At 59.6% G+C, this 18,211-nt stretch carries 15 protein-coding genes; 12 read left to right on the plus strand and 3 right to left on the minus strand.

Annotated elements, in window-relative coordinates; genetic code table 11:
* Window positions 1-241 precede the first annotated feature (241 nt).
* On the plus strand, window positions 242-1,009 hold the full coding sequence (locus BLR26_RS06930) for a GntR family transcriptional regulator (protein WP_045199761.1): 768 nt from the start codon (window positions 242-244) through the stop codon (window positions 1,007-1,009).
* A 68-nt stretch (window positions 1,010-1,077) separates the two neighbouring features.
* Here BLR26_RS06930 and smpB read toward each other — a convergent pair whose 3' ends face one another.
* On the minus strand, window positions 1,078-1,560 hold the full coding sequence (gene smpB, locus BLR26_RS06935; protein ID WP_028944546.1) for an SsrA-binding protein SmpB: 483 nt from the start codon (window positions 1,558-1,560) through the stop codon (window positions 1,078-1,080).
* A gap of 160 nt (window positions 1,561-1,720) precedes the next feature.
* Between smpB and BLR26_RS06940 the strand changes: the two genes are divergently transcribed.
* From BLR26_RS06940 to BLR26_RS06950, 3 genes are all read left to right on the plus strand, one after another.
* Window positions 1,721-2,155, plus strand: coding sequence for a type II toxin-antitoxin system RatA family toxin (locus BLR26_RS06940; protein WP_045199756.1), 435 nt, complete (start codon window positions 1,721-1,723; stop codon window positions 2,153-2,155).
* The gene (locus tag BLR26_RS06945; protein ID WP_093379289.1) at window positions 2,148-2,465 is read left to right on the plus strand and encodes an RnfH family protein; all 318 of its coding nucleotides are present in this window, start codon (window positions 2,148-2,150) and stop codon (window positions 2,463-2,465) included. The genes BLR26_RS06940 and BLR26_RS06945 overlap by 8 nt, the downstream gene beginning before the upstream one ends.
* Before the next feature lie 136 nt (window positions 2,466-2,601).
* Window positions 2,602-5,133: a carbohydrate binding domain-containing protein gene (locus BLR26_RS06950; RefSeq protein ID WP_093379293.1), complete on the plus strand. Its 2,532-nt coding sequence runs from the start codon at window positions 2,602-2,604 to the stop codon at window positions 5,131-5,133.
* An 83-nt stretch (window positions 5,134-5,216) separates the two neighbouring features.
* On the opposite strand, the gene BLR26_RS06955 is transcribed toward BLR26_RS06950, so the two are convergent.
* Complete coding sequence (locus BLR26_RS06955; RefSeq protein ID WP_045199752.1) at window positions 5,217-5,741, minus strand: outer membrane protein assembly factor BamE; 525 nt, start codon at window positions 5,739-5,741, stop codon at window positions 5,217-5,219.
* Window positions 5,742-5,838: 97 nt separating this feature from the next.
* Between BLR26_RS06955 and fur the strand changes: the two genes are divergently transcribed.
* Window positions 5,839-6,243 carry a ferric iron uptake transcriptional regulator gene (gene fur, locus BLR26_RS06960; RefSeq protein ID WP_045199750.1) on the plus strand — a complete coding sequence of 135 codons (405 nt, stop codon included), beginning with the start codon at window positions 5,839-5,841 and terminating at the stop codon, window positions 6,241-6,243.
* Window positions 6,244-6,332: 89 nt separating this feature from the next.
* On the opposite strand, the gene recN is transcribed toward fur, so the two are convergent.
* Window positions 6,333-8,006, minus strand: a complete 1,674-nt coding sequence (gene recN, locus BLR26_RS06965) for a DNA repair protein RecN (RefSeq protein ID WP_093379297.1) — start codon at window positions 8,004-8,006, stop codon at window positions 6,333-6,335.
* Window positions 8,007-8,237: 231 nt separating this feature from the next.
* Here recN and grpE point away from each other — a divergent pair, with 231 nt between their 5' ends.
* The 7 genes from grpE (at window position 8,238) to greA (ending at window position 18,211) form a co-directional block, all read left to right on the plus strand.
* Window positions 8,238-8,792 (plus strand): nucleotide exchange factor GrpE, encoded by a 555-nt coding sequence (gene grpE, locus BLR26_RS06970; RefSeq protein WP_045199745.1) that lies wholly within the window; start codon window positions 8,238-8,240, stop codon window positions 8,790-8,792.
* A gap of 101 nt (window positions 8,793-8,893) precedes the next feature.
* Window positions 8,894-10,813 (plus strand): molecular chaperone DnaK, encoded by a 1,920-nt coding sequence (gene dnaK, locus BLR26_RS06975; RefSeq protein WP_038998651.1) that lies wholly within the window; start codon window positions 8,894-8,896, stop codon window positions 10,811-10,813.
* Window positions 10,814-11,023: 210 nt separating this feature from the next.
* Window positions 11,024-12,148: a molecular chaperone DnaJ gene (gene dnaJ / locus BLR26_RS06980; protein ID WP_045199742.1), complete on the plus strand. Its 1,125-nt coding sequence runs from the start codon at window positions 11,024-11,026 to the stop codon at window positions 12,146-12,148.
* Window positions 12,149-12,161: 13 nt separating this feature from the next.
* On the plus strand, window positions 12,162-12,965 hold the full coding sequence (gene dapB, locus BLR26_RS06985) for a 4-hydroxy-tetrahydrodipicolinate reductase (protein WP_038998653.1): 804 nt from the start codon (window positions 12,162-12,164) through the stop codon (window positions 12,963-12,965).
* Between the two features lie 302 nt (window positions 12,966-13,267).
* The gene (gene carA / locus BLR26_RS06990; RefSeq protein WP_045199740.1) at window positions 13,268-14,404 is read left to right on the plus strand and encodes a glutamine-hydrolyzing carbamoyl-phosphate synthase small subunit; all 1,137 of its coding nucleotides are present in this window, start codon (window positions 13,268-13,270) and stop codon (window positions 14,402-14,404) included.
* 106 nt (window positions 14,405-14,510) lie between these two features.
* Entirely contained in the window at window positions 14,511-17,732 is a 3,222-nt protein-coding gene (carB, locus tag BLR26_RS06995; protein ID WP_045199739.1) for a carbamoyl-phosphate synthase large subunit, read from the plus strand.
* The gene (gene greA, locus BLR26_RS07000) at window positions 17,729-18,211 is read left to right on the plus strand and encodes a transcription elongation factor GreA (protein WP_176794211.1); all 483 of its coding nucleotides are present in this window, start codon (window positions 17,729-17,731) and stop codon (window positions 18,209-18,211) included. Before carB ends, greA begins: the two co-directional genes overlap by 4 nt.

Genomic DNA, 18,211 nt, shown 5'->3' on the forward strand with positions numbered 1-18,211 from the left:
TAATTGTTGTTGGTCAGGCACTGGCATTGGATAATTGGTAAGACCAATTTACAATGTCGAGGCGCTAGGTTAAAAGCCTCGAAGTGGCTGTGTCAATTTGTCCCAGGAAACTTTTCTTGGGATGGTTGAAGGGGAGCGGGCCTGAACGGCAGGGAAATTTGCCAACTGATTAGTGTCGGCGGGTCGCGGATGCGCCAGAATAGACAGCCCCGAACGCACTCGGGATTGTGGAGAGCATGTGATGGTTTTTGATCAGGTCCGCCAACGCCGTTTGTCCGACGATATCGTCGAACGGCTGGAAGGGATGATTCTCGAAGGCACCTTGACGGCCGGTCAGCGCCTGCCTGCCGAGCGGGCGCTGGCCGAGCAGTTCGGCGTGTCACGACCGTCGTTGCGCGAAGCGATCCAGAAGCTGGTGGCCAAGGGCTTGTTGGTCAGCCGCCAGGGCGGTGGTAACTATGTGGCCGAATCGCTCGGCTCGACCTTCAGTGACCCGCTGCTGCAGTTGCTCGAAAGCAACCCTGAAGCGCAGCGCGACTTGCTAGAATTTCGGCATACCCTGGAGGCATCCTGTGCCTATTATGCAGCGATCCGTGCCACCGAGCCTGACCGCCTGCGGCTCAAGGCAGCCTTCGACACCTTGCAGGATTGCTATGCCCGCGCTGATGAAGTCGACCGGGCCGAAGAGGGCGCGGCCGATGCGCGTTTTCATCTGGCAATCGCCGAAGCCAGTCATAACGCGGTGTTGTTGCACACCATTCGTGGCCTGTTCGACCTGCTCAAGCGCAACGTGGTGACCAACATCGGCGGCATGTACAAACAGCGCAGCGAAACCCGCGACATGCTCATCAGCCAGCACCGCGAGCTGTACCTGGCGATTGTCGAAGGGCGTGCCGAAGATGCACGCGAAGTCTCCAGCCGGCACATCACGTATGTGCAGGAGGTGCTCGATGAAGTGCGTCAGGAAGTCCAGCGGGTGGCGCGGGCGGAGCGGCGCAGCGGGCGCTAGCAATCGCGGGGCAAACTCGCCCCTGTAGGAGCGGGCTTGCCCCGCGATGAGGGCGCTTCAGGCTGGAATCAGTCTTCCTTGCCCTTGTTGCGTACCGCGCGCTGCAACTCGCGGTCGGAATCGCGCTCGCGCTGGGTATCGCGCTTGTCGTATTCCTTCTTGCCCTTGCCCAGTGCGATTTCGCACTTGATCAAGTGCTTGCTCCAATAGATCGACAAGGCCACGCAGGTGTAGCCCTTCTGCTGGACAGCCGCGTGCAGGCGTTCCAGCTCTCGACGGTTGAGCAGCAGTTTGCGGGTACGTGTCGGGTCGGCGATGACGTGAGTACTGGCGGCTGTCAGCGGCGTGATGTGGCTGCCCATCAGCCAGGCCTCGCCATCCTTGAGCACCACGTAACTGTCGGTCAGGTGCGCCTTGCCGGCACGCAGACTTTTTACTTCCCAACCGGACAGGACCAATCCGGCCTCGAACTTGTGCTCGATGAAGTAATCGTGACGCGCCTTTTTATTCTGCGCGATAGTCCCTGTCGGATGTTTCTTTTGTTTAGCCATAGGGGCGGCATTATAGGCAGTCGCCGCGCTGTCGGCTATGGGTAGCGGTGCGCTTGAGCCATTGCCGTGAATCCCGGACAATGCGCGCACTTGATGCGCTCAATGGCGCCCATCGGCATTCGGGTTGCGTTTGCCGCTCAGCTTTGGAATCGACCCCTGGATGACTACCCATATTCAACGTTCGGCCCTGCTGCCATATCCCGCCCAGGCCCTGTACGACCTGGTCAATGATGTCGCGCGCTACCCGGAGTTCCTGCCCTGGTGTTCGTCCAGCACCGTGATCGAAGAAAGCGACACGCACATGCGCGCACGCCTTGAGGTAGCCAAGGGCGGGATGAGCCAGCAGTTTGTAACCAGCAATGTGCTGGTGCCGGGCCAGTCCATCGAAATGAACCTTGAAGAAGGGCCATTTTCCCAGCTGCATGGTGTCTGGGTGTTCAAGCCGTTGGGCGAGAAAGCCTGCAAGATCAGCCTCGACCTGTCGTTCGATTACGCCGGGCCATTGGTGCGTGCCACCTTGGGGCCGTTGTTCAACCAGGCCGCCAACACTCTTGTCGATGCTTTCTGCCAGCGTGCCAAGCAGCTCCATGTCTGAAGCCTTGCTGACCGTCGAGGTGGTGTATGCCGTGGCTGAGCGGCAGGTGCTGCTCAGTGTTGAGGTGCCGGCGGGTGCGACTATCAATGAAGCAGTAAAACTGTCGGGGATCGCCGCGCATTTTCCCGAGGCCGATATTCAGGCCTGCCCGGTCGGGGTCTTTGGCCGGGTGATCGCCAATCCTGAAGCGCACAAGGTTGAGGTGGGTGATCGCATCGAGCTTTATCGGCCTTTGCTGGCGGACCCGAAAGAGGTGCGCAAACAGCGCGCGGCCAAGGTTGCTCGGGTCTTCAAGAAAGCCAAGCGCTGAGCAATCTTGCTTGCTGACGTCGAGTTGACCTAGCATTTTTACCAGTAGTCGGTGATTTCTAATTGAGGTTAGCTGTGACGTGAAAGGCTGAAGGTATGGCCTTGAGTAGTCACATACACTTGAATGGGACTTCACCATGTCCGCATCAATAAAAATTGAACCGGTCGTTGAACTTGTCGGCGCCGAAGGCACAACCTATTACCCGATGAAACATCAGCAGGGTAATGCCGCGACGGTCAAAGTCTGTTATGAGGGGCTTACGGCTGATGACACTATTCGTGTTTATTGGCAAACAGTTGATGATGAATATCAATCTATCGAGGTTTGGGTAGAGGAACAGGGTTGTGCACTGTTCCAGGTATCTCACTATCTACTGGGCTTGCGAATCGCAGCGACGGCGCGTATCTATTGTGAAGTTGTTCGTGATGATGAGACGTTCACTTCGCCGGTCAGCGAATACTCAATCAGCCTGCGGTCCGAAGATCTGCCGGAAACCACAGTGCTGCAAATGACTGCGGAAGGGAAGCTGGATCTTTCGTTGTTGTGCTGTGAAGACCCCGATGTTTATATTGAGCCTTGGCCTTTTGTCAAAGTTGGCCAGCGAGTGACGCGCTTGGCGCTAATGGGGCCTTCTGCGCAGTTCATGCTGTATGAGGGGGATCTAATTACAGCCGCTGATGTGGCGGGTGGCTGGAGTAGGAAGCTGCCGCTGGACAAGCTTCGGCAATTTGCTCATGGCGAGTTGGTATTTTTGCAATTAATGATTCAACTCAATCCTGGCGTGTCCAGTGCGCATCAACTCTTCCCGCTTAAAACCGTTACTATCCTGACGGAGCCTCATCTAAGCCTCTCGCCTCCTGCTGTTGTCGAAGCAACAGACTGTGGTTCAGGTAATTTTGTTCTCAACCCAGCCAATGCCGTCGAGGGTGCGACCCTCCAGGTGGCCTACGAAAACATGTGCTGCAATGACCGGGTGTGTGCCACCTGGCAGGGGGCGCCGGGTGCGGGGACGCCAGAGCTTGAGTGCCAGATTGTCGGTGATTCGCAGGTTGTCAATTTTCGGATTCCTCCTCAAGCAATAAGCGCAAACTTCAACGGTAGGGTCTTCGCAGCTTACTCAGTCTGGCGTGAAGGTGGGGCTTGGGAGTCGCCGCAGCTTGAGATCCAGATACTCGACATCGATGTGTTGCCGACCCCGGCTGTAGAGCAGTCCACAGGCCGCTGGCTGGACCTCAATACCTTCCCCGGTGATGCGGTTGCCACGGTTGAACCATGGGATTTTGTCGAGGTTGGCCAGGCGTGTTGGTTGACCGTGACAGGGCAACTCGAGAGCGGGGGTGAGCACACTTTCCAGGTATTGGAAGGCATGCCATTGCCGGCAGAATGGCTGGCGAATGGCGTAAGTACACTGCTGGCGCGAAATGAGCTTGAGCAACTGGCGGATTACAGTCATTTACAGCTGCACTTCGCGGTCAATTTTGATGGAAAAGTCGACAGGTCCACAGCCAGGGAGTTTCCGCTGCTGTCACTGCAAGTTGTACAAGCCGATTTGCAGCTGCCCGCGCCGCAGGTTGTGCAAGCGGTTGGCAACACCTTGACGGTGTACAACGGTCGGGATGGCGTGACGTTGCGGGTTCGCTACGAGCGTATGAGCTCGCAGCACAGTATCCAGCCGTGCTGGCGGCGTGGGGACGGAAGTTGTTTACCGATCACTGCCAAGCCTGGCAATCCTGGATCGGGTTACGTCGACTTTTTTGTGCCGCGTGAAGCGGTGATTGTGGCTAGCGGTAAAACTGTGAAGATCAGCTACACAGTTTCTCGTGATCAAAAGATACAGGTTTCAGGGGTCCTGAACTTGTTCGTCACTTGGCCTGTGCGTTTTCCGTTTATGTCTGTACGCCAGGCGACTCAAGGTTCTTTGGAATTACGCAATTTTTACGGGCATGCAGAATTAAATCTGGCGGCATGGTGGTTTATTTTGCCTGGGCAAAGAGTTTGGCTGCGTGGGCACGGCACGAGGCAGGATGGTACAAATTACAATTTTGACGTACTTTTGAATCACTCAGTAACACAGGCGCAGGTTACTCAAGGGTTAAAAATTGTATTGCGACGGCAGCACTTGGTCGTACTGAAGTCTCTGAGTAACTTGAGATTCACCTGCAGGGTTACTCCGGATCGGAGTTCGCAAGAAAGTGCAGCTTTGGAGTTTCCATCTTTAACATTGCTGCTGCGCTCGCAGTACGAAAATATTACTACCTTTGACGGTGGAAGCTGGAATGGATGGGTGAAAGGGCCGGCTGCACAAGCGAATGACATGAGTATTAGGTATGAGGGGAGTAATGCGACGCTGTACAATAATACCCACTCGCTCTACTTGACGGGGATATTTTTGCAGAAAGAGTTCTACGGCTTGGAAGTCGGTAGGGTATATACGTTTATGATGAATATTCGACAATATGACAATATTGCACCTATTCCGCAGGTTTCGGTTACTGCCGATAATATGCCTGTTATTTCTAGGACGATAGTTGCTGGCACGAGTTGGCGGCAATTGAAGGGTAACTTCACTGCAACTAGGGATTATATGCACGTCCAGCTTCATTGCCATGTGGCTTCAGCGACAGGAAATGATTTTTCGATGGATAATCTGAGGTTAACTGAGCTCTAGCGCGACAAGTCTGCGTACTGAAACCACTGTAGGGCGTATGGCAAGAGAGCTGGAAGACACCTTCCAGCTCTCTCTGTCTTTCATCACTGCGGCGAGGTATCCAGCGGCTCTGGCACCGGCACCGGGATGACCTCAATGGTATCCACGTCTTTCTGGATGGTGTCTTCCAGCGAGCCTGGCTTGGCAGGTTTTTCCTGCGCAGCGGGTTCGGTGCTGCCGGTCGGGCTGACAGTCGTATCGCCGCTGCCACCGAGGATTTCCTGGTCGCGGCTGACACCCGGCATGAAGTCGCCGGACAGGCTGCTGAGCTGATCGTTCTCGTTGAAGAAGATGCTCATGCGTTCCTGTTGGCGCTCACCGCCGCCAGGCTGCAGGCTGTACAGGTAATCCCAGCGATTGGTGTGGAAGGTATCCTGGATCAGCGGGTTGCCCATGATAAACCGTACTTGCCGACGGGTCATTCCGGGGCGCAATTGGTCTATCATGTCTTGCGTGACGACATTGCCCTGCTGGATGTCGATTTTGTAAACCCCGGGGAACGAGCAACCGGCGAGTGCGAGCAGTCCCACGAAGGTGAGGCTGGTTAGCAAGAGCTTGGTGTTTTGCATCGGTGGGCGACTTCCACTATCTTGGCTGGACAACGTAAACCCCGATCATACCCGTATTCAGAGAAGCTGCGAAGCAGCATCGGCGAGAAAGCTGACCATGGTTGAAAATAGCGAACTGCGCAAAGCCGGTCTCAAGGTGACACTGCCTCGAGTGAAAATTCTACAGATGCTCGACTCTACCGAGCAGCGTCACATGAGTGCTGAGGATGTCTACAAAGCGCTGATGGAGGCAGGCGAGGACGTCGGTCTGGCCACGGTTTACCGTGTTCTGACCCAGTTCGAAGCCGCAGGCCTGGTCGTGCGCCACAACTTCGATGGCGGCCACGCCGTGTTCGAGCTGGCTGACGGTGGTCACCACGACCACATGGTCAACGTCGATTCCGGCGAAGTCATCGAGTTCTTCGACAGTGAAATCGAGAAGCGCCAGAAGCAAATCGTGGAAGAGCACGGTTTCGAGCTGGTGGACCACAATCTGGTCCTGTACGTACGCAAGAAAAAGTAAGCAATTATTACATTGCTGCATATGTACTGAAGGCGACCCTGGGGTCGCCTTCGTGCTTTCTGGCTGGCAGCTTTTTATAGCTGCGCGTTTCAGGCCTTGCTGGTGACCACCATCTTGCGGGCGTGGGCCAGGGACTCTTTGGTCAGGTCGATGCCGCCGAGCATGCGTGCAACCTCTTCAACGCGCTCGCGCTTGCCCAGGTTGGCCACTGCGGTGTGGGTGGCATCGCTGTCGCGCACTTTGTGCACGAACAGGTGGTGATGGCCCTGGGCTGCTACTTGAGGCAAGTGAGTGACGGTCAGCACCTGGCCGCGTTCACCCAGGCGGCGCAGCAGCTGGCCGACGATCTCTGCCGTTGGCCCACCGATGCCGACGTCGACTTCGTCGAACACCAGGGTCGGGATGCGCGAGGTCTGTGCAGTAATCACCTGGATCGCCAGACTGATCCGCGACAGCTCGCCACCGGAAGCCACCTTGGCCAGGGCCTTGAGCGGCTGCCCGGGGTTGGCGCTGACCAGTAGCTCGACCTGCTCCAGGCCCTGGGGTTGCAGTTCGTCGCTGCTGTTGGGCCGCAGCTCGATGCTGAAACGCCCGCCCGGCATGCCCAGGCGCTGGATTTCCTGCTCCACTGCACTGGCCAGCTGGCTGGCGGCTTGCAGGCGCAGGGCGCTCAGTTCGCCGGCCTTGTCCTGGTAGTGGCGGGCATAGGCGGCCAGTTCTTCACCCAGGCGCTCGATCGATTCGTCGTTGGCGTTGAGGTTCTCCAGCTCTTCCATCAGGCGTTGCTGCAGGCCAGCCAGCTCAGTGGGGTGCACCCGGTGTTTGCGGGCGAGGGTATAGATGGTGTCGAGGCGCTCTTCGAGCTGTTGCAGGCGCGCCGGGTCGGCGTCGAAGTTGTCGAGGAAGCGGTTCAGCTCGCCAACCGCTTCTTCTACCTGGATCTGCGCACTGGCGATCATGCTGGCTGCCTCGCCCAGGGCCTTGGGCGCGTTGTGCACGGCGGTCAGGCGGTTAAGGCTGGCGGTCAGGGCATTGAGCACGTTGCCCGAGTCGTTCTCGCTGCAGTGGTCGATGACCTGGCGGCAGATGCCGAACAGTGCTTCGGCGTTGGTCAGGTTCTTGTGTTCCTGCTCCAGCAGTTCCAGCTCGTTCTCGCCCAGGCCAAGGTTGTCGAGTTCTTCGAGCTGGTAGCTGAGCAACTGGTGCTGCGCGCGCTGCTCGTCGCCGGAATTGGACAGCCGCTCCAGCTCCTGGCGGGTCTGGCGCCAGCGCTGGGCGGCAAGCTGGACCTGGCGGGCGAGGTCGGTGGCGCCGGCGTATTCATCGAGCAGGCGCCGATGCGTGTCGGTTTTCAGCAGTGACTGGTGTTCGTGCTGGCTGTGGATATCGATCAGCAGCTCGCCCAGGGCCTTGAGGTCGCCGAGCGGGCAGGGCGTGCCGTTGATATAGCCACGGCTACGGCCTTCGGCGGTGATCACCCGGCGCAGGATGCACGGGCCGTCGCTGTCGAGGTCGCGTTCGGCGAGCCAGCTGCGCGCCTCGGGGATGTCGACCAGGTCGAAGGTGGCAAGGATGTCGGCCTTGTCGGCCCCTGGGCGCACCACGCCACTGTCGGCGCGATCGCCCAGGGTCAGGCCCAGGGCGTCGAGCATGATCGATTTGCCGGCCCCGGTTTCACCGGTGATGACGCTCATCCCGCGGGCGAGCTCGAGGTCCAGGTGTTCGACGATGGCGTAGTTGTGTACGGACAGGTGCACCAGCATTGGGGCGGCTCCCAGGCGTTAGGTCTGGTTATTTATACAGTGTTTTCAAATCCGCTGACAATGCTGATGTTTAGTTCAATTTGGTAATCGCGGCGCGGTTCTGATTGCGCTGGGTTATGAGCGAATGTGTACAAGCTGTGTTGCCGGCCCTTGAACCTGGGTTTTGCGACCCCATATAGCCGGCAGACGCGCGAGTAATGCTCGCAGACCTTATTCGAGAGGAGAGATTTTATGGCTGACGAACAGCTGGATGAACAGAATCTGAACGCCGAAGCGACTGGCGACCAAGAGCTGAGCGCCCGCGTGCAGGTGCTCGAAGAGCAGCTGGCGGCGGCCCAGGATCAATCCCTGCGCACCGCCGCCGACCTGCAGAACGTGCGCCGCCGCGCCGAGCAGGACGTAGAAAAGGCGCACAAGTTCGCCCTGGAAAAATTCGCCGGTGACCTGCTGCCGGTCATCGACAGCCTCGAGCGCGGCCTGGAACTGTCCAGCCCCGACGACGAGAGCATTCGCCCGATGCGCGAAGGTATCGAGCTGACCCTGAAGATGTTCCACGACACCCTCAAGCGCTACAACCTCGAGGCCATCGACCCGCACGGCGAACCGTTCAATGCCGAGCACCATCAGGCGATGGCCATGCAGGAAAGCGCCGAGGTCGAGCCCAACAGCGTGCTCAAGGTGTTCCAGAAGGGCTACCAGCTCAACGGTCGCCTGCTGCGCCCGGCCATGGTCGTGGTCAGCAAGGCCCCGGCAGCGGTTTCGCCGTCGATTGACGAGCAGGCTTGAAATCGTTTTCGGCGCCCCCATCTAGGTGTCAAGCATTCAAGTATTACCGCAGTTAGCCACCACTGCTGCGGCAACCAAATTCAAGTTTCGGGAGAGTTAACATGGGTAAAATCATCGGTATCGACCTGGGGACCACCAACTCCTGTGTCTCCATTCTGGAAAACGGCAACGTCAAGGTCATCGAGAACGCCGAAGGCGCTCGTACCACGCCGTCGATCATCGCCTACGCCAACGACGGCGAAATCCTGGTTGGCCAGTCGGCCAAGCGCCAGGCGGTCACCAACCCGCACAACACCCTGTACGCGGTAAAACGTCTGATCGGTCGTCGCTTCGAAGAAGAAGTGGTGCAGAAAGACATCCAGATGGTTCCGTACAAAATTGTCAAAGCTGACAACAACGACGCCTGGGTTGAAGTGAACGGCCAGAAAATGGCGCCGCCACAAATCTCGGCTGAAATCCTGAAAAAAATGAAGAAGACCGCCGAAGACTACCTCGGCGAGCCAGTGACCGAAGCGGTGATCACCGTTCCGGCCTACTTCAACGACAGCCAGCGCCAGGCCACCAAAGACGCCGGCCGTATCGCCGGTCTGGACGTCAAGCGGATCATCAACGAGCCGACCGCGGCTGCGCTGGCCTATGGCATGGACAAGGCCAAGGGCGATCACACCGTGATCGTTTATGACCTGGGTGGCGGTACCTTCGACGTTTCGGTAATCGAAATCGCCGAAGTCGATGGCGAGCACCAGTTCGAAGTTCTGGCCACCAACGGTGACACTTTCCTCGGTGGTGAAGACTTCGACATCCGCCTGATCGACTACCTCGTCGACGAGTTCAAGAAAGAAAGCGGCATGAACCTCAAGGGTGACCCGCTGGCTATGCAGCGCCTGAAAGAAGCCGCTGAAAAGGCCAAGATCGAGCTGTCTTCGAGCCAGATGACCGACGTCAACCTGCCGTACATCACTGCAGACGCCACCGGTCCTAAGCACCTGAACGTGAAGATCTCCCGCGCCAAGCTGGAATCGCTGGTAGAAGACCTGGTTCAGCGCACCATCGAGCCATGCCGCATCGCCATGAAAGACGCCGGTATCGACGTCAGCAAGATCGACGACGTGATCCTGGTCGGCGGTCAGACCCGTATGCCGCTGGTGCAAAAAGCGGTTACCGACTTCTTCGGCAAAGAAGCGCGTAAAGACGTCAACCCGGACGAAGCGGTTGCCATGGGTGCTGCCATCCAGGGTGCGGTACTGGCCGGTGACGTCAAGGACGTATTGCTGCTGGACGTCAGCCCGCTGACCCTGGGTATCGAAACCATGGGCGGCGTGATGACCGCGCTGATCGAGAAGAACACCACTATTCCGACCAAGAAGTCGCAAGTGTTCTCGACTGCCGATGACAACCAGGGCGCCGTGACCATTCACGTGCTGCAAGGTGAGCGTAAGCAGGCTGCTCAGAACAAGTCCCTGGGCAAGTTCGACCTGGCCGACATTCCACCTGCTCCACGTGGTGTGCCACAAATCGAAGTGACCTTCGACATCGACGCCAACGGCATCCTGCACGTCGGCGCCAAAGACAAGGCCACTGGCAAGACCCAGTCGATCGTGATCAAGGCCAATTCCGGCCTGTCTGATGAAGAAATTCAGCAGATGATCCGCGACGCTGAAGCGAACTCGGAAGAAGACCGCAAGTTCGAAGAGCTGGCCGCTGCCCGTAACCAGGGCGATGCACTGGTTCACTCGACTCGCAAGATGGTCGTTGATGCTGGTGACAAGGTCACTGCTGACGAGAAAACCGCGATCGAAGCGGCCGTGGTTGCCCTGGAAGCCGCCATCAAGGGCGACGACAAGGCTGCCATCGACGCTAAAGTCGAAGAGCTGTCGAAGGTCTCGGCTCCGGTTGCCCAGAAGATGTACGCCGAGCAGTCGGCTGAACAGCCTCAGGGTGGCGCCCAGCAAGCTGAGCCGGAAGCCAAGCACGACGACGTCGTCGATGCCGAGTTTGAAGAAGTCAAAGACAACAAGTAATTGCTACAGGTTGTCGGCCAGTTGACTGTTTATTGATGGTTGGCTGGTAGGATGTCGCCGCGCGGGGGCTTGCTCCCGCGTTGGCGTGTCTGCAATACCCGAATTTTTACAGCATCTGTCAGCCGCCCGTGGGGCAGGTGAGGCGGGTGCTGGCGGCACAGCGCGGAATGCGCAGAGGTTTGCCGAACGTCCTCAAGAGTGCAAAGACTTATGGCAAAGCGTGACTATTACGAAGTTCTGGGAGTTGAGCGCGGCTCCAGTGAAGCGGACCTGAAGAAGGCCTATCGCCGCCTGGCGATGAAGCATCACCCGGACCGTAATCCTGATGACAAGGACTCGGAAGAGAAATTCAAGGAAGCCAACGAGGCTTACGAAGTGCTCTCCGATGCCAGCAAGCGTGCGGCCTATGACCAGTATGGTCATGCCGGCGTGGATCCGAGCATGGGTGGCGGCGGTGCCGGTTTCGGCGGCGCGAACTTCTCGGATATCTTCGGCGATGTGTTCAGCGATTTCTTCGGCGGTGGCCGTGGTGGTTCGCGCGGTGGCGCCCAGCGTGGCAGCGACCTGCGCTACACCCTGGAACTGAACCTGGAAGAAGCCGTGCGCGGCACCACGGTCAATATCCGTGTGCCGACGCTGGTCAACTGCAAGCCGTGCGACGGTTCCGGGGCCAAGAAAGGCTCGTCGCCGTCGACCTGCCCGACCTGCGGCGGTATCGGCCAGGTGCGCATGCAGCAGGGCTTCTTCTCGGTCCAGCAGACCTGCCCGCGCTGCCACGGCCAGGGCAAGATCATCACCGACCCGTGCGACTCGTGCCACGGCGAAGGGCGCATCGAAGAGTACAAGACACTGTCGGTCAAGGTCCCGGCTGGCGTTGATACCGGCGACCGTATTCGTCTGTCTGGTGAAGGTGAAGCCGGTTCGCACGGCGGCCCGACTGGCGACCTGTACGTTGTCATCAACGTGCGTGAGCACCCGATTTTCCAGCGCGACGGCAAGCACCTGTATTGTGAAGTGCCGATCAGCTACACCGACGCTGCCCTGGGTGGCGAGCTGGAAGTGCCGACCCTCGATGGCCGGGTCAAGCTGAAGATCCCGGAAGGCACCCAGACCGGCAAGCAGTTCCGTCTGCGCGGCAAAGGTGTGGCACCGGTTCGCGGTGGTGGTGCCGGTGACCTGATGTGCCGGGTCGCGGTGGAAACCCCGGTCAACCTCAGCCGTCGCCAGCGTGAGCTGCTCGAAGAGCTGCGTGATTCGCTGGAGGGCGACAGTTCCCACTCGCCGAAAGCCAATGGCTGGTTCGAAGGCGTGAAACGCTTCTTCGGCGATCTGTAAGAAGGAATAGGGCATGCGACGTATAGCGGTAATGGGCGCTGCAGGGCGCATGGGCAAGACCCTGATCGAAGCGGTGCAGCAAACCCCGGGTGCCGGGCTGACCGCAGCGATCGATCGCCCGGACAGTTCGCTGGTCGGCGCTGATGCCGGTGAGCTGGCGGCTCTGGGCCGAATCGGTGTGTTGCTGTCGGACGACCTGGCCAAGGTTGCCGACGAGTTCGACGTGCTGATCGACTTCACTCACCCCTCGGTGACCCTGAAGAACCTGGCGTTCTGCCGCAAGGCAGGCAAGGCGATGATCATCGGCACCACCGGTTTCTCGGTCGAAGAAAAGCAACTGCTGGCCGAGGCGGGCAAGGACATTCCTATCGTCTTCGCCGCCAACTTCAGCGTTGGCGTCAACCTCAGCCTCAAGTTGCTGGACATGGCGGCGCGGGTGCTGGGCGATGATGTCGATATCGAGATCATCGAGGCGCACCACCGGCACAAGGTCGATGCGCCGTCGGGTACCGCGCTGCGCATGGGTGAAGTGGTTGCCAATGCCCTGGGCCGTGACCTGCAGGAAGTGGCGGTGTATGGCCGTGAAGGCCAGACCGGCGCCCGTGATCGCAAGACCATCGGTTTTGCCACTGTGCGCGCTGGCGATGTGGTCGGTGATCACACCGTGCTGTTCGCTGCCGAAGGTGAGCGCCTGGAGATCACCCACAAGGCCTCCAGTCGCATGACCTTCGCCAAGGGTGCGGTACGTGCCGCGCTGTGGCTGGACGGGCGCGAGCCTGGCTTGTACGACATGCAGGACGTGCTCGACCTGCGTTGACCTGCGCTGTATCCCCTGTGGGAGCGGGCTTGACCCGCGATTGCGGTTTGTCTGTCACGCCGCAATCGCGGGTCAAGCCCGCTCCCACAAGACCCTCCCAGTGCGCCCTGTCGCATTCCTGCGCCTTTCAGGCACATCAGTGGTAGACCAAAAAAGCGTTTTTCTGTAAGCTACAGCTTTAGTGTGTCCACTAAAAGCGCGCAGATAATTCGACGAAGAAAGCGGGGTGACGTGTCTATACGTCATTCCGCTTTTTTGCAACCTGCGATCGCCCCTTCAGGCTTGATTTACGGGAGGTCTTCTTGACTAAGCCAGCCATACTCGCCCTTGCCGATGGCAGCATTTTTCGCGGTGAAGCCATTGGAGCCGACGGACAAACCGTTGGTGAGGTGGTGTTTAACACCGCAATGACCGGCTATCAGGAAATCCTGACTGACCCTTCCTATGCGCAGCAAATCGTTACCCTGACTTACCCGCACATCGGCAACACCGGCACCACGCCGGAAGACGCCGAGTCCGACCGCGTCTGGTCGGCGGGCCTGGTGATTCGCGACCTGCCTCTGATCGCGAGCAACTGGCGCAACAAGCAATCCCTGCCTGACTACCTCAAGGCCAACAACGTAGTGGCGATCGCAGGTATCGACACCCGTCGCCTGACCCGCATCCTGCGTGAGAAGGGCGCGCAGAACGGCTGCATCCTCGCCGGCGACAACATCAGCGAAGAGGCTGCAATCGCCGCCGCTCGCGGTTTTCCGGGCCTGAAGGGCATGGACCTGGCGAAAGTCGTCAGCACCAAGAGCAGCTACGAATGGCGCTCCAGCGTCTGGGAGCTGAAGACCGACAGCCACGCCACAATCGAGGCGTCCGAGCTGCCTTACCACGTGGTTGCCTACGACTTCGGCGTCAAGCTGAACATCCTGCGCATGCTGGTTGCCCGCGGTTGCCGCCTGACCGTAGTGCCGGCGCAAACCCCGGCCAGCGAAGTTCTGGCACTCAACCCTGATGGCGTGTTCCTGTCCAACGGCCCTGGCGATCCGGAGCCTTGCGACTACGCGATCCAGGCGATCAAGGACATCCTCGAAACCGAGATCCCGGTATTCGGCATCTGCCTGGGCCACCAGTTGCTGGCCCTGGCCTCCGGTGCCAAGACCGTGAAAATGGGTCATGGTCACCACGGCGCCAACCACCCGGTCCAGGACCTGGACACCGGCGTGGTCATGATCACCAGCCAGAACCACGGCTTTGCGGTTGACGAAGCGACCCTGCCGGGCAACGTGCGCGCCATCCACAAGTCGCTGTTCGACGGTACCCTGCAGGGTATCGAGCGCACCGACAAGAGCGCGTTCAGCTTCCAGGGCCACCCTGAAGCCAGCCCGGGCCCGACCGACGTCGCGCCACTGTTCGACCGTTTCATCGATGCCATGGCCAAGCGCCGCTGAGCATCTGGCGAGAAGGCCCTGGACCGGTGCAAGCCGCGTTCAGGTGCCGCCCCCAAGATTGTTCAATGCGGCTTGCCGACTGACCTGCGGAATTGAGTGACAACCCATGCCAAAACGTACAGACATCAAAAGCATCCTGATTCTCGGCGCTGGCCCGATCGTGATCGGCCAGGCCTGCGAATTCGACTACTCCGGCGCCCAGGCCTGTAAAGCCCTGCGCGAAGAGGGCTACCGCGTCATCCTGGTGAACTCCAACCCGGCCACCATCATGACCGACCCGGCCATGGCCGACGCCACCTACATCGAGCCGATCAAGTGGCAGACCGTTGCCAAGATCATCGAGAAGGAGCGTCCTGACGCGCTGCTGCCGACCATGGGTGGCCAGACTGCCCTGAACTGCGCCCTGGACCTGGAGCGCGAAGGCGTTCTGGAAAAGTTCGGCGTAGAGATGATCGGCGCCAACGCCGACACCATCGACAAGGCTGAAGACCGTTCGCGCTTCGACACCGCCATGAAGGCCATTGGCCTTGAGTGCCCGCGCTCCGGCATCGCCCACAGCATGGAAGAGGCCAACGCGGTGCTCGAGAAGCTCGGCTTCCCGTGCATCATCCGTCCGTCCTTCACCATGGGCGGCACCGGTGGCGGCATCGCCTACAACCGTGAAGAATTCGAAGAAATCTGCGCCCGTGGTCTGGACCTGTCGCCAACCAAAGAGCTGCTGATCGACGAATCGCTGATCGGCTGGAAAGAGTACGAGATGGAAGTGGTCCGCGACAAAAAGGACAACTGCATCATCGTCTGCTCGATCGAGAACTTCGACCCGATGGGCGTGCACACCGGTGACTCGATCACCGTGGCGCCAGCACAGACCCTGACCGACAAGGAATACCAGATCATGCGCAACGCCTCGCTGGCGGTGCTGCGTGAAATCGGTGTCGAGACCGGCGGTTCCAACGTGCAGTTCGGTATCTGCCCGGACACCGGCCGCATGGTCGTGATCGAGATGAACCCGCGGGTTTCCCGTTCCTCGGCGCTGGCCTCGAAAGCCACCGGCTTCCCGATCGCCAAGATCGCTGCCAAGCTGGCCGTCGGTTACACCCTCGACGAGCTGCAGAACGACATCACCGGCGGCCGTACCCCGGCGTCCTTCGAGCCGTCGATCGACTACGTCGTCACCAAGCTGCCACGTTTCGCCTTCGAGAAATTCCCGAAAGCCGACGCCCGCCTGACCACCCAGATGAAATCCGTGGGTGAAGTCATGGCCATCGGCCGGACCTTCCAGGAATCGCTGCAGAAAGCCCTGCGTGGCCTGGAAGTTGGCGTTTGCGGCCTGGACCCGAAAGTCGACCTGGCCAGCCCTGACGCTGCCAGCATCCTCAAGCGCGAGCTGACCGTGCCGGGCGCCGAGCGCATCTGGTACGTCGCCGACGCCATGCGTTCGGGCATGACCTGCGACGAAATCTTCGCCCTGACCGGTATCGATCACTGGTTCCTGGTGCAGATGGAAGACCTGATCAAGGAAGAAGAGAAGGTCAAGACCCTGGCCCTGTCGGCGATCGACAAGGACCTGATGCTGCGCCTGAAGCGCAAGGGCTTCTCCGACCAGCGTCTGGCCAAGCTGCTGGGTATCACCGACAAGAACCTGCGTCGTCACCGCCACAAGCTGGAAGTGTTCCCGGTCTACAAGCGCGTCGACACCTGCGCCGCCGAGTTCGCCACCGACACCGCCTACCTGTACTCGACCTATGAGGAAGAGTGCGAGGCCAAGCCGTCGACCCGTGACAAGATCATGATCCTCGGTGGCGGTCCTAACCGTATCGGCCAGGGTATCGAGTTCGACTACTGCTGCGTGCACGCAGCACTGGCCCTGCGTGAAGACGGTTACGAGACCATCATGGTCAACTGCAACCCGGAAACCGTCTCCACCGACTACGACACTTCCGACCGCCTGTACTTCGAGCCGCTGACCCTGGAAGACGTGCTGGAAGTTGTTCGCGTCGAGAAGCCCAAAGGCGTGATCGTCCACTACGGCGGCCAGACCCCGCTGAAACTGGCCCGCGCCCTGGAAGAAGCCGGCGTGCCGATCATCGGTACCAGCCCGGACGCCATCGACCGCGCCGAAGACCGCGAGCGTTTCCAACAGATGGTTCAGCGCCTGAACCTGCTGCAGCCGCCAAACGCCACCGTGCGCAGCGAAGACGAAGCGATTCGCGCTGCCGGCGTGATCGGTTACCCGCTGGTGGTGCGCCCGTCCTACGTACTGGGCGGCCGCGCCATGGAGATCGTCTACGAGCTGGACGAGCTCAAGCGCTACCTGCGTGAAGCGGTGCAAGTGTCCAACGACAGCCCGGTGCTGCTCGACCACTTCCTCAACTGCGCTATCGAGATGGACGTGGATGCGGTCTGCGACGGCACCGATGTGGTGATCGGCGCGATCATGCAGCACATCGAACAAGCCGGTGTTCACTCTGGTGACTCGGCGTGCTCGCTGCCACCGTACTCGCTGCCGGCCCATGTGCAGGACGAAGTCCGCGAACAGGTCAAGAAAATGGCCCTGGAGCTGGGCGTTGTCGGCCTGATGAACGTGCAGCTGGCCCTGCAGGGCGACAAGATCTACGTGATCGAAGTCAACCCGCGCGCCTCGCGTACCGTACCATTCGTCTCCAAGTGCATCGGCACCTCGCTGGCGATGATTGCCGCGCGCGTCATGGCTGGTAAATCGCTGAAGGAAATCGGCTTCACCAAGGAAATCATTCCTAACTTCTACAGCGTCAAGGAAGCGGTGTTCCCGTTTGCCAAGTTCCCGGGTGTTGACCCGATCCTCGGCCCTGAGATGAAATCCACCGGTGAAGTCATGGGTGTCGGCGACAGCTTCGGTGAAGCCTTCGCCAAGGCCCAGATGGGTGCCAGCGAAGTGCTGCCGACTGGCGGTACCGCGTTCATCAGCGTGCGTGACGACGACAAGCCACAAGTGGCCGGCGTTGCCCGCGACCTGATCGCCCTGGGCTTCGAAGTGGTTGCCACCGTCGGTACCGCCAAGGTCATCGAAGCGGCTGGCCTGAAAGTGCGTCGCGTGAACAAGGTGACCGAAGGTCGTCCGCACGTGGTCGACATGATCAAGAACGACGAAGTGTCGCTGATCATCAACACCACCGAAGGTCGTCAGTCGATCGCCGACTCCTACTCGATTCGTCGCAATGCGTTGCAGCACAAGATCTACTGCACCACCACCATTGCGGCCGGTGAAGCCATCTGCGAAGCGCTGAAATTTGGTCCGGAAAAGACCGTTCGCCGCTTGCAGGATCTGCATGCAGGACTCAAAGCATGAGCATTACCAAGTACCCGATGACCGTCCAGGGCGCTCGCGCCCTGGAGGAAGAGCACCTGTTCCTGAGCAAGACCGAGCGTCCGCGCCTGAGCCAGGCCATTGGTGAGGCCCGTGAGCTGGGCGACCTCAAGGAAAACGCCGAGTACCACGCTGCCCGTGAAGAGCAGGGTATGGTCGAGGCGCGTATCCGCGATATCGAAGGCCGTCTGCAGAACTCGGTGGTGATCGACGTCACCACCATTGCCCATACCGGCAAAGTGATTTTCGGCACCACCGTAGTGTTGGCCAACACCGAAACCGACGAAGAGGTGACCTACCAGATCGTTGGCGAGGACGAGGCGGACGTCAAGAACGGCAAGCTCTCGGTCGGTGCGCCGATCGCCCGCGCCATCATCGGCAAGGAAGAGGGCGATACCGTGGTGATCAAGACGCCAAGCGGTACGGTCGAGTACGAGATTGTCGAAGTCAAACACATCTGA

The sequence above is a fragment of the Pseudomonas sp. UC 17F4 genome, assembly GCF_900101695.1.
Taxonomy (GTDB): Bacteria; Pseudomonadota; Gammaproteobacteria; order Pseudomonadales; family Pseudomonadaceae; genus Aquipseudomonas.